This is a genomic window from Pantoea sp. XY16, assembly GCF_025153065.1.
Taxonomy (GTDB): domain Bacteria; phylum Pseudomonadota; class Gammaproteobacteria; order Enterobacterales; family Enterobacteriaceae; genus Pantoea; species Pantoea alfalfae.
Genome location: NZ_JANZNP010000018.1, coordinates 42,348 through 56,998 on the forward strand (window position 1 = coordinate 42,348; position 14,651 = coordinate 56,998).

At 52.9% G+C, this 14,651-nt stretch carries 11 protein-coding genes and 1 pseudogene; 2 read left to right on the forward strand and 10 right to left on the reverse strand.

Annotation, left to right across the window (positions count from 1 at the left end):
- Window positions 1-355: 355 nt before the first annotated feature.
- The gene (locus N1689_RS20840) at window positions 356-2,647 is read left to right on the forward strand and encodes an AAA family ATPase (RefSeq protein ID WP_260060076.1); all 2,292 of its coding nucleotides are present in this window, start codon (window positions 356-358) and stop codon (window positions 2,645-2,647) included.
- Window positions 2,648-2,691: 44 nt separating this feature from the next.
- Here N1689_RS20840 and N1689_RS20845 read toward each other — a convergent pair whose 3' ends face one another.
- Together N1689_RS20845 and N1689_RS20850 are read right to left on the reverse strand one after the other, a co-directional pair.
- Window positions 2,692-3,825 (reverse strand): DUF3800 domain-containing protein, encoded by a 1,134-nt coding sequence (locus N1689_RS20845; RefSeq protein ID WP_260060077.1) that lies wholly within the window; start codon window positions 3,823-3,825, stop codon window positions 2,692-2,694.
- 65 nt (window positions 3,826-3,890) lie between these two features.
- Window positions 3,891-4,802: a hypothetical protein gene (locus tag N1689_RS20850; protein WP_260060078.1), complete on the reverse strand. Its 912-nt coding sequence runs from the start codon at window positions 4,800-4,802 to the stop codon at window positions 3,891-3,893.
- 442 nt (window positions 4,803-5,244) lie between these two features.
- Between N1689_RS20850 and N1689_RS20855 the strand changes: the two are divergent.
- Window positions 5,245-5,914 (forward strand): annotated as a pseudogene (locus tag N1689_RS20855) (SOS response-associated peptidase family protein).
- Window positions 5,915-7,043: 1,129 nt separating this feature from the next.
- Here the strand turns inward: N1689_RS20855 and repA (N1689_RS20860) are convergent.
- The 8 genes from repA (N1689_RS20860) to N1689_RS20890 form a co-directional block, all read right to left on the reverse strand.
- Window positions 7,044-7,910 (reverse strand): plasmid replication initiator RepA, encoded by an 867-nt coding sequence (gene repA / locus N1689_RS20860; RefSeq protein WP_260060080.1) that lies wholly within the window; start codon window positions 7,908-7,910, stop codon window positions 7,044-7,046.
- Entirely contained in the window at window positions 7,903-7,974 is a 72-nt protein-coding gene (tap, locus tag N1689_RS22150) for a RepA leader peptide Tap (protein WP_107320606.1), read from the reverse strand. The genes repA (N1689_RS20860) and tap overlap by 8 nt, the downstream gene beginning before the upstream one ends.
- Window positions 7,975-8,209: 235 nt before the next feature.
- Window positions 8,210-8,446 (reverse strand): replication regulatory protein RepA, encoded by a 237-nt coding sequence (repA, locus tag N1689_RS20865; RefSeq protein ID WP_260060082.1) that lies wholly within the window; start codon window positions 8,444-8,446, stop codon window positions 8,210-8,212.
- Window positions 8,447-8,585: 139 nt separating this feature from the next.
- Entirely contained in the window at window positions 8,586-9,119 is a 534-nt protein-coding gene (locus tag N1689_RS20870; protein WP_107320546.1) for a phospholipase D family protein, read from the reverse strand.
- A 79-nt stretch (window positions 9,120-9,198) separates the two neighbouring features.
- On the reverse strand, window positions 9,199-9,846 hold the full coding sequence (locus tag N1689_RS20875; RefSeq protein ID WP_260060086.1) for a hypothetical protein: 648 nt from the start codon (window positions 9,844-9,846) through the stop codon (window positions 9,199-9,201).
- Between the two features lie 211 nt (window positions 9,847-10,057).
- Complete coding sequence (trbC, locus tag N1689_RS20880) at window positions 10,058-12,244, reverse strand: F-type conjugative transfer protein TrbC (RefSeq protein ID WP_260060088.1); 2,187 nt, start codon at window positions 12,242-12,244, stop codon at window positions 10,058-10,060.
- Window positions 12,231-13,361 carry a thioredoxin fold domain-containing protein gene (locus tag N1689_RS20885; RefSeq protein WP_260060090.1) on the reverse strand — a complete coding sequence of 377 codons (1,131 nt, stop codon included), beginning with the start codon at window positions 13,359-13,361 and terminating at the stop codon, window positions 12,231-12,233. The genes trbC and N1689_RS20885 overlap by 14 nt, the downstream gene beginning before the upstream one ends.
- Before the next feature lie 14 nt (window positions 13,362-13,375).
- The gene (locus N1689_RS20890; RefSeq protein WP_260060092.1) at window positions 13,376-14,590 is read right to left on the reverse strand and encodes a conjugal transfer protein; all 1,215 of its coding nucleotides are present in this window, start codon (window positions 14,588-14,590) and stop codon (window positions 13,376-13,378) included.
- Window positions 14,591-14,651 lie beyond the last annotated feature (61 nt).

The following is a 14,651-nucleotide window of genomic DNA, read 5'->3' on the forward strand; positions in this document are numbered from 1 at the left end:
CAGTAATATAGCTAACATCAGTGAATAATATAATTGTTCCGATTTCTGGTGAAAATGATTACGGGCCTGAACATCAGACTCTGATGTGGGGACGCCATTCTCTTTGTAAGACTCTAAACAAAAGCGTTAGACCTGAGCATACAACCAGTAACATAAGCGAATCGGTTCTTGAAGTTGCTAACACAATTTCAGCGCACGTTGAGTCTTTGCCAAAAGCAGGTTTAAAAGTAATTAGCGTGTATGTAAGAATCCTGCATTTGCTCTGAGCAGTAGAACCAAACGCTGACAAACAAGAATGTTATTTAGTCCACTCTTTTAGTCAGAACAGCTTAATACGATTTAAAAGGATATTTGCGTGTTAGAAAGAATAGAGAAAATAACCGGCATCGGTCTATTTGCCGATACGAGACCTGCTGCTTTTCAATTCCGTAGGCTGTCTATGATATATGCAGATAACGGACGGGGTAAATCAACACTGGCGGCGCTGCTCAAATCCTGCGGCGATAATCAGCCGCATCTGCTGCTCAACCGCCGAACGATTGGATTAAGCACGCCTCAGAACGTAGAACTCCGGTTTTCGCATGGAAACAGGTCTACCTTTACTGCCGGGCAATGGAGCGCGCAGTATCATGGCACGCATGTCTACGATCTTAATTTTGTTGAAAGCAGCGTTTATTCAGGCGGAGAGATTAACGCGACGCACAGGAAGCAACTGCTGAGTTTTGCACTGGGCGAGAACGCCGTCGGCGCGATGAAGGCTTTCAATGACGCTAAGGATTTAGCTGCAGAGAAAGCAAGAAGGCTTAAAGTCGCTGAGGAAAAGCTGACCCCGTACCGTGACAAAGCAACGCCTGCAGCTTACATGCGCATGAAAAAGATTGCCGGAGCGGCTGAAGAAATTGTCATCATTGAACAGCAGCTTCGTCAGGCGGATAGCATGGCCTCAATTCATACTCGTAAAGGCTATAATTCCTTTGCCTGCTTCAGGCCCGATTTAGCTGGCCTGCTGGCTATTATGAACGCAACTCATCAAGAGCTAAGCTCACAGGCAGAAGACGCCGTCAGAGCCCATGTAAATAATATTGAGTCGGCGGCTTTCAAAAGCTGGGCGCACAGCGGGCTAAACTTCATTAAAAATGAAACCTGCCCTTTCTGTGCGCAAAGTCTGAACGGAATCGACCTCATTGGCTACTACCGCGAGTGCTTTGATGAGGCATTCAGCAGACTTAATGCCCAGGTTGCTACCTTGGATGACCTGAAAGGGCGAGTCATGGGCACGCTGAACTTACCACTGCTTCAGAGTCACATAGAACAGGCAGACGCGATAACAGCTCTCTGGGCTGGTGAACTCGAATTAAAGGTAGAGTTGCCCAATATGGAGCAGATTAAAGCAAGTTATGAAGAGCTTGACACACAACTCACCAAGCTTATTGCACAGAAAAAAACCTCCCCGCTTACGGCCCCGGATAGAATGTCGGTTGATCGCTGCACTGCACTGCTGGACGCAATTAACGATCCACTGAACAGATATAATGTCAGCGTAACCAACGCTAACGTGCGTATTGCAGAATTTCGTGAACAGCTGGGTCAGCTTCCCGTTGTGCAACTGCGTACCCGGCTGAAAGAGCTCAACGAAAGACAAAAGCGGTTTTCACCTGAGGTTGTCGCTCTGGTCGAATCCTATGAGCAGGCTAAGGCGGCAGAAAAGCTGGCAGTAGATGATAAGGAAGCACGACGGGAGGCTCTAAACTCCATCATGCGCAATACGCTCGGGCAATATGAGCATACTATTAATAAGTTGCTGAGAGATTTTGGCGCGCGATTCAGTATCCGGGAAATCAGCTATAACTACAGCGGCGGCGGCGGCGAGCCCAAATCAGAATATGCCATCGAGCTGCGCGGTGAAAAACTGGCCCTGAGCGGCGAGGCATCCTCCTTCAAAACGTCCCTCAGCGAAGGCGACAAACGCACGCTTGCCTTTGCCTTTTTCATTGCGGTGGTAGTAAGCGATCCCGAGCTGCAGAATAAAATCGTGGTGATTGACGACCCCATGTGCAGCCTGGATAAACACCGCCGCACCCAGACCCTGAGTGTGCTCAAAAAAGTTTATGATGGCAGCCGGCAGCTTATCGTCATGGCACACGATATGTACTTTCTGAAATCTCTGCTCGAAGAATTTGAAAAGAAAAAGGAATTGCAGAACGTTGCCTGCATGCGCATTGTGCATGCTCAGGGAGACCACAGTCATTTTGCAACGCTGGACGTGGATCGCGAATGTGAGTCCGCTTATTACAGCAATCACAGGCTGGTCAGTGGCTACCTGGCTGGAGAGAATTATGTCGCACGCGAAGTAGCAACCGCTATCAGGCCACTACTGGAAGGTTATCTGCACCGGCGTTATCCTGGACATGTAGCACCGGGACTGCTTTTTGGGGAGATTGTAAGAAAAATTGCCGGGGCAGGCTCTGACAGCCCACTCTGCCACGCGGCCACACTGGTTGAAGAACTAAATGAAATCAATACTTATGCCGGCAAGTTTCACCACGACACGAACGCAGCCGCCGGAGCTGAAAATGTCGAACCCGGGGAGCTGCTCGCCTACTCACGCCGTGCGCTGAGTGTCATTTATGGCGGCCACATGGCATAGCTCACCGCTGGAGATCCCCTGGTTATAGAAGTAACCGGTATTTATCACGGGCGTCTTAATCCCGTAATGCGGTGCTTAAGACGCCTGACTTCATCCGGCGCGAAGACCTCGCGGGCTCTGGCCAGCTCCTCCGCCGATGGCTCGGGCAGTGTTTTCATCAATTCCTGAAACTGGGTACTAATCGAGTCTAGCGACAAGCTTGACGTCAATGCGGTATTTCGATTGGTGTAAACGAGGCGCTGCAGAGGCTTTGTCAGCTCTTTATCTTCCATAAGCCGCTTGTAAACCCACAGGTATACATCAACCAGCTCCAGTCCTGCACTACGGGTACCAGATTGAAACACGAGCGGCCGTTCCGGCATGTTAGTCATATCCATAACCGGCAGACCGGGGCCAATAGCGAAGGGCTGTTCGCGGATCTGCCGGTAGAACTCACTCAGCTCGCGCTGCGTAGTATTAAACTGGGACTGCTGGTCAACGATGATTTCTGCCCGCCGGTTGGGTCCTCCCAGGCGTGTGCAGATGCCGTGCAAGACCGACTGAAATCCAATCATGTTAGGCATGATCCGCAGCCTGTCTTTGTTGGTTTTGCAGTTATACCCCAGCAGTGAAAAATTGTTTGCCGCCCAGTTGAGAGCATCGGTGATCAGTTCACGCGCTCGCGCGTCGTGCAGCCGGGCACACCGCTGCAGCAGCGTATTACAGACCTCACAGAGCAGCAGCTCTGAACGTGTATCATGCGCTTCGAGTCTGGCACGCCACGCTTTCTCGGCCATTTCCTCATCAAATAAGTTTGCCAGACTCAGCAGCAGAGGGTAGCGCAAGGGAGTCCAATAAGCCGTCCAACTCACCGCCGGGTTCATACCTTGGTCAAACACCTGGTCAAAAAACGAGATGATGGCATGATCTCTCTTCACAACCTGGTAGATGTCAAAGCGTATACGGTGCTTTTTCTGCAGGACCAGCAGGGTATCGACAACGTCTCCCAACCGGTGCATGCCCAACTGAGCGGCATGAAGGCGTGGCACACGCAGCTCTTTTCTCAGTGCGGCTAGCTTTTTCTCGGCTTCTTTGTCGAGATTATCCGGAGAGGATAATACGCCATAGGACAGAACGGGCTGCGTCTGGTCAAATAAGTTCGGGCCGGTATGACCCGTTTCATCGACATAAAAGTACATTTTAACTTCCTATGTTGGCCCGGTAATTCCGGGACTTTAGTTAGAGGTGGGTTTTGGGAACTCCATCAGCTATCCCCTAAAATCATTTCTCGGTAAGTTTGAGTCAGATAGCGTGCAGCATCAGCCCATCGGCGACATATTATGTGATTGTCGTCAAGGTCGAGAACGGTGAGAACACTTTCAAAGTTTACCGTCCCGCCGATACCATTCTTTTGGATAATATTCTTGAAATCAGTCAGCGACTCAAAGAATTTTTTTCCAGCAGGTAAACATTTATAAATTTTAACTAATCTTTGATTAGTTAAATAACTTTTGTCGTTATGTCGGAAAGCAAAATCGACATCACGATATAATAACCAAAGCGCAAAGAAGGGATCGTAGACAGAGTCTTTTATATAACCAAGATTAAAATCCCAGCTCTCAAGCCGTATAATATCTTCAACAGAAAGAAGTGATGGTATAAAAAATCTTAAGTTTTCTAGCTGAGTGTTATGAAAACTCATCTCGTCCTGTGGAGGATTAATATCAAAGACCTCAGGGAAAAGACGTTTTAAAACGTCTTCAGGTAGAAATTTGACGCTGTGAATGTCATCCCAGTAGATCATATAAATTCTGAACGTTGAACCATCTGGCCGCGTATGTGAAAGATAATTCCGATACCTCTTGTTCTCAATACTTGTATGTTTAGCGGCTGTCGTCAGAAGAAAAAATGCCTCAATACCATAGGGGTATTTATCAGTTTCTTTTAATTCTCTTTCTAACTCTCTGAAAGTGAAAGCCTTAGTGAATTTACACTGTGCAATAATATCCGCATCTTTTCCTTTAGAAACAATATCGAGACCGTATTGTACCTGACCAGGTCCACCATAACGATAAAACTGACGATTTTGATTAAGATAGTCTTTAGCCATAACAGGCATCAGATACACGCAGAGCTCTTCCCATTCGTCATCAGACCTGACCTTAATATTCTTCACTTCAGCAGCCCCCATAAACAAATATGCACGTCCATTACATTAGGTCCTTGATAGCATCACGACAGTAGTTCAGTGGTTTTACATCATCCATTATCATTCCGACCAATCTCCTTAGAATTATCTTCATGGTTTACTACGAAATCAGTCTATTCATCAAATTTTGGCTCTTTCTAATAGAGCGGATCCATCCCACGTGGAAACAGCAGGGCCAGATTTTGGTAAAAATGCAAAAGTTATCCGAAGTATTAGCACTATTCCCTTGGTTGAGGCCTTTTAGCTTCGCTAGAGATAACGGAAAGGTTAAGACGCTATTTGTACGCCATGCCTAAGGCGGCCAAAACTACGTTGACCTTTGCATGTTCCTAGCTTGGTACGGATATAAGTGCCATGTTGAATCTTCCTGACGTCAGTATACCCCGCTATCCTACAGCAGGAGGTGTATATGTGTGGACGATTTGCGCAGTACAACAGCCGTGATGAGTATTAGTATCACTCGGACTTAAACCGGACGAAATCACCTACGACCCAGAGCCCATTGGACGCTTCAACGTGGCACCAGGCACAAAGGTTCTTCTCCTCGGCGAGCGCGAGGAGGTGCTGCACCTCGATCCCTTGTTCTGAGGCAACAGTCCGGAGTGGTGGGATAAGTAGCCGCTCATTAATGCACGCGGCGAAACGGCGGCGAGCGGCCGCATGTTTAAGCCGCAGTAGAACCACGGGCGCGCCATCGTTCCGACCGACGGCGAGTTAGAATGGCAGAAATATATCGGTAAAAAGCAGCCGTTCTTTATTTACCATAGAAAAAACAGCCCCTGTTCTTTGCCGCCATCGGGAAGCAGCCTTATGGACAAAACCACGCTAAGAAAGGGTTTATCATTGTGACATCATCAAGCAATCATGGCATGGTTGACATCCACGATCGCAGGCCGTTAGTGACCACTGCTGACGCCGTCTGTGAATGGTTAAGTACCAATACTACACCGTAACAGGCAGAAGAAATCGCCCGTTATGCTGCAGTTCCAGGGAAGGATTTTACCTGGTATCCGGTGAGCACAAAAGTGGGCAACATCCATAATCAGGGCAAAGATCTCATTAGGCCCGCAGGCGACTGAGCTTCTTCGAGATTTTACCTCTCTCATCCCGGGATGTCTGGTTCCCCACGAAAGATCTCTACAACTCAGAAACGCGTACTATCCAACCCTACATTTTCCAGCCTTAAAACTACTTCGCCCGTCAGGCGGTAAGTTTCAAGGAGCTTACCGTATCTCATCAGTAACCTGCATAGCATTTCCCTCCAGAACAGTACGGACGGGTAAGCAGCGCTTAGCCTATCCACTATATACCGCGTCAGCGGTATGGAGGCGCCAGAAATCGTTAAGGACAGCTCCTATGCCATAGGGCGCCGTTAGCCCGGCAGAGCCGGTTACAGGGTGAATGGTGGCAATCCCCCACCTCTCCCTGCCAGACGCCTTTCAAGCAGCGGCCTATTAGGCGCGAATTAGTTTGATGGTCGAAGACGAAAGATAGAGACCGCGGGCCTTACAATTACAGCAATGCTTTTGGTAGTTACATCATCCATTCTAAAAGCGACTCCATCCCGGCCTTCGGCCGGGGCGGCAGCGCTTTTCAGGGTGGGCACCACTCGATGCTGAAATAAGCACTGCGATTATGACTTCAGCTGATTGTTTGTTGTAACTACGGATAATGCCCGGCGCTTGCGACGGGAGCTATTTCTGACGCGAAGCGTCCTATCCGAACCGGCGTGGACGTTAGTCCGCAGCAAGGGCGGACATTGCTCATCTGTCCACAGGACGGATGCTGAATAGGTTTTATCTTTAAAGGTAAGTAAGAACTGTTGTTTAAAAGAAAGGAGATCGGGTTTTTAAAAGGATCATCGCGGTTTGTAAAAAAGACGGATAGCGGTTAACTCACAGTCCGGTCAGAAGATAAATAACATACCCTCTCGCAGTTAATGTGGATAAGTCAGGGCTACAGATTGCGGGCCTGCACGCAGGTGAATTTTGTGCGTCCGGTCTCGTTTCTGGATTACCGGTAAGAGACTGTTGTGATTAATGTTTGTGCAAATTGCTTTATGCAGGCGTGATCGGGCCTCCGGCGCGAACCGGATAACGTGAAGGGGGGCGGAAAGGCGTAGGTGCCGGCTTCTGAAGCCGGATTACGTGCAGGGGTCATCCGGCGCGGGTGCGCCAGCAGTTTAAGAAGGAAGGCGTCAGAGACGCATCAGGTTGTGACCAGCAGGTCGTCACCGAGTCGCGTGTAGTGTCCGCGTGAAAGCTTCATGCGCTCCGTGACACGGCGCTCTATCTCCGTGCGGACTGCATCGAGGCTGCCAAAAAAGTCGCCATTACGGATTTCTTTCTGCAGCTGCAGTCGTACCAGCTGCTCGATGTCCTTACGGGTGCGCGGTGCGTCTTTGCGTGCACGGTGGCGCTTCATGCCGTGCTCACGCCGTGACTTCTGATACTCACGGAAGCGCTCACGGACAAATGACCAGGCGGCGCCGATGAGCTCACCGGCGTCGGCGCGCGGTAAGCCCTTCTTTTCGCGCTGACGGTTTTCCCACTCTATGCGGCTGCGGCGTGCGGCCGCAACGGCTTCCTCGGAGACGTCCAGCACCTGCCACATCAGCGGAGTAAAGGTGATGTCCGTAGGGATATTGCAGCCAATTTCTTTATCGTATTCGGTGTTGTACGTGATGAGTTTCAGCTGTTCAAGCGTATGACATGCGCCCGTAAAGCGAGTGATCGAGAGGCGTTTCTTCTCGGTGGCAAGTCCGCAGCGGATACTCATCGTAGTGAGTGAGGCGCCTACGCGATTGGCCAGCGGATTGAAATAATGGCATAGAGCCTGCAGTGAGGCTTCCAGTGCACGCATGCGCAGTTCCGGAGGTCGGCGCTTACGCTCCCCCCGGGCTATAGACATGGCAACCAGCGACTGGAACTCCATGCGCTGGGTGAAGCCTGCCGCTTTCTCGCGGATTTTTTCGCAGAACGGCAGGGTTTTCTTTCCGTTCTCTGGAATAAATTCCGGATTAGGATTCTTTACCTGCCGGTAAAATGAGGTGTTTTCAGTAAGTTGCTTATTCACGCCTTCCTGCGCTTATGTTGCACAGAAGGAGTAAGCACCGAGGGTATTGCAGTTTTTCGGGCATGAAACTATACTCCCCGCATAGAGCAACAGCTTCTATGCAGATTCAGTGAGCCCCGTTAGTCTTCTCCGTGTCGCCAAACTCAGGAAGATTATCGGGGTTTTCTTTTTTCTGGCCTTAACTAATCAGTCAGCACCAGACTTCTGCCACCTTTCGGCGTGGCAAACCAGGAACTTAATTGCGAGCTAATGTATCACCACAGGTTTGCACAATCAATTTCCGTGAATAGTCACCTTCATTAATCGCTACTTTTGCTGCCTTCAATTAATCGTTCAATCGCTTCAGCCTGCGTCAACCCGGACTCTCTGCAGATTTCATCAAGCTTTTGCTTGGTGCTGTTATGAATAAACACGTTCAATGGAGAATGTGTTTCGCGCTTACGCGCAACTGAACGCATTTTACGCTCTCTGGGGCTCAGAGGCGCTGGGCGGGAAGGTTTTACCTCAGATTGAGTAGGACTTTCAGTCTGCGGCATACGTGCCTCCAGCATTTCTAAAACGAATTGGCTGAGAATACTACATATCCCCTAAATCAGCGACTTAACTTTAAAACGGCGGGAAGGCTGCGTTGGCGCGCAGCCAGTCGGGAACGGTGATGAATCGTGAGGGCGTGGATCAGTATGAAGAGTGCCAGTCTGTTCCCCCTTCCCAGCGTGACTGCCAGTGCGCCAGATAAGTTTGCGCCAGTGCCGGAACTTCCCGCACGACCAGCGCATTCTCGGAATTTGATTCAGCTGCGCTGCGGGAATAGTTAAATGAGCCAAGCTCCACGTTCTGTCCGTCGGTGATGATCACTTTGTCGTGCATAATCTTGTACTGACCATTGGTGCGCAGAGGAATGCCGGCGTTAACTACCACGTTCATTGCCGCCTGGCTGGCTTTGCTGCGGTTGCCTTTTTCGTCAACAACAACCCTGACGTCCACGCCGCGGCGCTTTGCCGCAACGAGAGATTTCACCACTTCAGGGGAGGTAAAGCTGTAGCCCATCAGGCGGATGCTTTCACGGGCATCGTCCAATGTACGCAGGACCAACTGCTGCGCACTGCCTTCGGGCGAAAATCCGGCGTCAACGGAGGGTGCAGCAACGGCCGCGCCGGTGGAAAAGGTCAGCCATAATGCGGTGGCCACGATTCGCGGGTTCAATTTCATTTCGGTTCCTTGGTTATTAATCCGGATTGACATCCAGATGTGAAAGCCATGATTTAGTGAGTTATGAGGGGTGAAGCTGTCAGTTGGTCAGCCATGCGCTGACGCTGAGGTGAGTGGGGTTTTCTGACGTTTCGCCTATAAGCACATCGCCGTATCCGCCATCAATTGAGACTGCATAACTGGCGACGTGTCTCGCTATATTCATTGCCGGCAGTATTGCCACCTGCCTGCCGGTGCTGAGCTCAGTAATCCTGAAGTGGCCATTTCCAGTAACCTTCTCCGGGACATAAACACATGCATCGATGGAGTCGCTGCGATGTGGTACGAGTTGATACCTGATACCCTCAAAGCAGATGCTGCCGGTGCAAATTTCGTCATCTTCTTCATCCTGCTGCTGCCAGGCACCTGACTCATAGTCCACGGCCCAGGTCCATTCACTCGCATCAATCTGCATGGCCAACTGCTCAACGCTGGCTGCCAACATGCCGTAGCTGATCTGCAGTGCCGGACGGATGCTGTATCCTGCACGGACAAATTCAATGCCGATGAATGCTATTTCATTACGTTCACTGTCTGTAAGATGGCCACGCACTCTCTGAGCCGCCGAAATGACCATCAGGCGCCCCTCCATGTCAGACAGCGCATGAATGTGTCGCCAGCCTCTTATGCGCCTAGCATTTTCATTTAATGCCCGACTTATATCGCCGGAACCGAGTTCAGTTGCCATTTTCTGTGCCTTACAGGATGGTGCGGCATGGGATAAACGCGCGCAGGAGTATTGGGACAAACCCGAACATGAGGTTGTTCTGAGAGGGGAAAAAAGAGGGCCCCTAAGGGGCCCTTCTAAAATATGCCGACTGACATATTTTGTGGGTCGGTTCAGTAAGTACCTTAGCGACTATGTTTTCTGGCATCAGCATGCCCGATTATCTGGCTCCCTATGATGCCCCCCTCACAGGTGCCAGAGTCACGTAGTTCTGTGCGGCTTTTTCAATCGCCTCACGACCCGCGCCCATTAGGCGAGGTTCACGCAGGCGCACCTTATAGCCTCTTCCACGTATAGGCAGGCTTTCATTGACCATCCGCCAGAGTACAGCAGAACGGACCGCCGCTGCAGGCGTACGCTTCCAGCTGTACTCACATTCAAGATCAAACTCACAGACTGCAGCCAGCGCCGGGTCGGTTAGTATAAGATGACCGGTATGCTGCGCGCCTGGTGGCGCGTCCAGTACCTGTAGGATGCGCTGCACCCGCTCGGCACGCACGTAACTGCGACGCCAGCGGTACGGCAGGGCTGCCAGCAGCCTGGCTTCAGAAGGTGGACTGACCTCCATAAAACGGTTGATGCGCACAGCCTCATTCGTGAATTTGTCATTGTCAGAGATATAGAGCGAGCTGCCGCGGACCACCTGGCCCCTGAAAAGAGTAACGTTTTCTCCCTCCTGCAGCGCCTGCACCTCTTCCACATCGACCTTTTTCTTTTCGCTCACCTGCAAGCGCGGATCATCCCTCAAACCGCTACCGAGGATGCTGCCCTGCTGCACAATGGCACTCATGTGCGCACGGTATTCCGTGCCGGCCATCAGCTGCAGGATTTCCAGAGTGTCCTTTGGATCCATAATTTTGCCGGTAATTCGCACACCCATGTTGGCGATCAGCGTCCATACTGCGTCGCCCGCCGCCGTTTTCAGGCGCTGCACCTCTTGCCCGGCCAGCAACAGGCAGTAGCCCAGCGAGCGGATTTGAGTAGCCAGCTCACCCACTTTTTCACTGTAGCCGGCGCCCACCTCGTCGATAATCCAGAGCAGCGGAAAGCGGTCCTTAAATTTCCGCACTTTCATATTGTCTTGTGGCCGCCCTTCGATCTTCTCACCGAGATCCTGACTTAAAATCATGGCCAGCTGAGACTGATAAAGACGGCCCAGAGTACTGCTCTCCGTAGCGGAAAGCTCCAGCGCCGGTACCAGCACAATCAGGATACGATCGTTATGCACCACGTCCCGGAGGTCGATGTCACCCGCGTCGCGAGCAAACACGTGACCATAGGTGTCGTTGAACAGGCTTAGCATGCGAGTGTACTGCTGCATCAGGTAGCCGTGCTGGCGGTTCGCCTCGGGATCCCATTCTGATGGCGTGGCCACTTTATCCAGGTCAAAGCCGGCAAGCGTACTGAGGTAGTTTTCGAGCGCCACACGGATTTCCTCGTGCCACTGTTCCTCAACCGCCTGAACGTAGAGCCCGGCAATTTTTCGCAGCGGCAGGTGTGCCTGTATCGTGCGCTGCGACATCACCGTGCCTTCACGTCGACTCTTGTAGACCAGCGCTGTCACCAGTGCCTGGTTCATGGAGCGCGCCTTCTCCTGCCAGTCGCCGCCGCTGCTGCCGGTTTTAGGCAGCATGGAGTCCATCAGGTTGATGGTGTAGGTTTCCTGTGCAATACCGAACACACTGGTGGTATTGGTCTGCGGTCGCCCCTTCGCGTCTTCAAGTAGCTCCTGCGCACGCGAGCGCCCGCCGGTAATGAAGTTCATCAAGCGCAGGTCGTCTTCACGCCCGAAACGGCGGGCCATAGACATCATGGCGAGCGCCACATCGTTTTGTGCCTTGTGATCAGAAAAAATAACGCCCTTGCCCCAGCACAGTGCGTTGAATACCCAGCCCAACAGCGTCTCCGTTTTACCGGCCCCGGTGGTGCCGAACATCAGCACGTGACGCGTAAGGTCGTCCATGGAAAGCCACAGTTCGCGCCCGGCGTCCCTGCCTCGCAGATAGCCAGCGTACAGTATGCCCGCCGCACGGCTCGTATGAATGCGCACTGTGGCCACAGGCAGAAAGCCCAGCACCTTCGCCGGCACCTTACGATCGGTCGACGGGTCGTCACGGTTCATGTCGGTTGGCATGCGCATTGGCATCTTCCAGCGGCCGGCGGGCACCACGACTAGCGACCAGAACATCAGCACCGGTAGGCTCAGCACCAGCGTGGCCGGCCAGATAAAGCCCGCTCCAACGGCGGCCAACATTCCCCAGGCCAGCGTCCCGGTCTCACTCAGCACATCGATAAGCCATGAGCGGCCTGCGTGCCGGTGGACGCGAGTGCTGTCGAGCACTGAGTTACTGTCCGTCATGGCTGCCTCCGTTCAAAAACTCAGTGAGCGCCGCCGGTGAGCTGAGCACGCTCTGCGGCACGTAACGCCCGTCGTCGGAAATCGTCCACGGGGTGCCCGGCAGTCGGTAGGCGTGATACGCAACCTCATTGACGCCAATAGCGCCGCGGGCAAGTTCAACGACATTTTCTGCAGGCACGGATGCCGCAGGCGCCTTGCCTGGAACACTGACGCCTGCATCGGCGGAGAAAAGCCGTTTCCACGCATCGGCCCGCTGAACTTCAGGGAGTGCCATTACCGGCGTCAGCACCTGAAGTGACGATACCCCACCGCGGATGGTGACGGGGAAAATTACCACGTTGACGACGTCTGAAGCCGCTTCAAGATGGCGCTCCATGCGCTGACACTCCGGGCAATTTGGGTCAGAAAACACATACACCGTACGTGCGTGACCAGCCGAAAGGGGGACGGTAAACAGCCCGCGTGACGCAGCGTTTCTGAGCTTAGACGGCAGCTCAGCTCGCACATTCAGCGGCAGGTCCCAGCCGTCAGCTGGCGCAGCGGCTACTGATTGTTGAGTTTGCTGTTGCGGCGCACCATGGTCGATGTGTTCACCCTTGTCTTGAAGCTGCATCATGGACGGGGCCGCGGGTTCAGCAGGCGTATTGCGGGCAGGCCCCACTTTTGAGAGGAATTCCTGTCGCGAGTCCACTGTAGTAAGCATTGGGGTGTCATGAGCTGAAAGGAATTTGAAGCCGGTGATCGGTATTGCAAGCAAAAATCCTGCTGCAATCAAGGCTGCCGCGACATAACTGTACTTCCGCTGCCGCAGGCTGCGCAGGCGCTTACTCTCTACAGTGGTCATCAGGTCATTAATACAACGTAGAAGTAATGCTGCATCCTCACCTCGGTAAAGAGGTGTCAGCGCGTCGTGCGCGTTCTGTGCGTAGAGCCCGTCACTGTGCACCACAAACCACGGCATCTGACGGAGAGAACAAAAGAACAGCATACTAATGCCATTCCCTGTCAGCGATCCCGACTCCGGGCCCCATTTTTCTTCTGTCTGATAACGTTGGACACTCAGCAAGTCTCCGATAATTTTGGCCACAAACGGGCCTTCTCTGCGAGATAAGTTCATATTGAGATCCTTGTTCAGCGCGCAACGGCGCTTTCAGAAAATTCGTCTTCGCCCGAGCCGGGAAGATAAAGTGCGTCAGGGAACGGAACGTCGCGCTGCGGTTTCGCGCGCTTAGCCCGCACGTCGCGTGGGTAAACGAGAGCCAGCGTCTCGAGCTCAAGCTGCAGCCCGTCTACGGCCTCGCCAGTCATCAGCGGCGGACGCGGAAGCTTCAGACGCGCCGCCATCTGCTCCGCGCGCGCCTGCGCAACAATGCCCGCGCCTTCTACGAATACTTTTGCGGTGTCGGCAGTATGTAGCCCGTACCACAGCGTGCGATCACAGCCCTTAAGCCAGCGAAACCGGGCAGGCGGCAGGCGGAGGTCCCGGCCATAGAGTCCGGCCAGCGCGGACCGTACCGTACCGTGCGTCTCCAGCCACTCCCTCACGCCGGGGTTTGCGAGCACGCGCACCACGTGCTTTTCAGCAACCTGCCAGTCGGGCACGCTCCGGAACTCAGGGGGCCGGAACAGACGGCGGGTCATACACGAACGGTTCAGATCATCCAGCAGCGTGGTGGCAGCCTTACGGTCACCTGCAAACACTTGCAGGCCAAAGACGGCCAGTAGCGCACGTTCGTGCGGCTGCCACTGATCGGGCATGGTCATCGCCGGGCCAGTCTGCGCATCGAATAAGGCTGTTGCCGCGTCGCGGTCGAGCACCCGGCGCTTAATCAGCCCGTGCTGCTCCGCAAACTCCTCGGGCTTTAGTGCCCAGGCATTCTCCGGCGTAGTGTCGTTCATCAGGCCATCACCGCGGTGCCCGGACAGAACAGGAATAACTGAAGGGGCAAAGGTGGCCATCACCCGGGGTAGCGAGTGAATGTCGATCGCGCGCCGGCTGCGAAAGCCCAGCGCAGGGTGACGCGCCAGCGCCCAGCTGGTCACGGCAACAAACGGCACCATGGGAATAAACAGGATGCCTGCTGTATGGTTCATGACGTCACGCCATTCGCTGATACCTACTGACTCCGCCCCGTTACCGGTTGCGGCCAGCAGATTAATGCGTTCTGCGGCGTAACGATGAATGTGCGGGAAGTCAGCAAAGCGCCACATCCAGTAAAGGAACCAGCAGCTCCATCGAACAAAGTCTGCAAAAAAGAGCCAGCAAAGCAGGAGCACCACACAACAGGTGACCATCACCATAGCCGGCTCATTACTGCCGGTGGCGTTCGGGTTATAGGCTTGCATATGAAAGATTCCGGAAGAGGAGACAGGCTCAGACGACCCGCCAGACTGCAGATAAGAAAAC

What these genes read in the sequence shown, in the direction of transcription:
- N1689_RS20845 (WP_260060077.1), bottom strand. Translation starts at nt 3,825, where the DNA reads ATGTACTTTTATGTCGATGAAACGGGTCATACCGGCCCGAACTTATTT.
- repA (WP_260060082.1), bottom strand. Translation starts at nt 8,446, where the DNA reads ATGCCGCAGACTGAAAGTCCTACTCAATCTGAGGTAAAACCTTCCCGC.
- N1689_RS20870 (WP_107320546.1), bottom strand. Translation starts at nt 9,119, where the DNA reads ATGAAATTGAACCCGCGAATCGTGGCCACCGCATTATGGCTGACCTTT.
- N1689_RS20875 (WP_260060086.1), bottom strand. Translation starts at nt 9,846, where the DNA reads ATGGCAACTGAACTCGGTTCCGGCGATATAAGTCGGGCATTAAATGAA.
- trbC (WP_260060088.1), bottom strand. Translation starts at nt 12,244, where the DNA reads ATGACGGACAGTAACTCAGTGCTCGACAGCACTCGCGTCCACCGGCAC.
- N1689_RS20885 (WP_260060090.1), bottom strand. Translation starts at nt 13,361, where the DNA reads ATGAACTTATCTCGCAGAGAAGGCCCGTTTGTGGCCAAAATTATCGGA.
- N1689_RS20890 (WP_260060092.1), bottom strand. Translation starts at nt 14,590, where the DNA reads ATGCAAGCCTATAACCCGAACGCCACCGGCAGTAATGAGCCGGCTATG.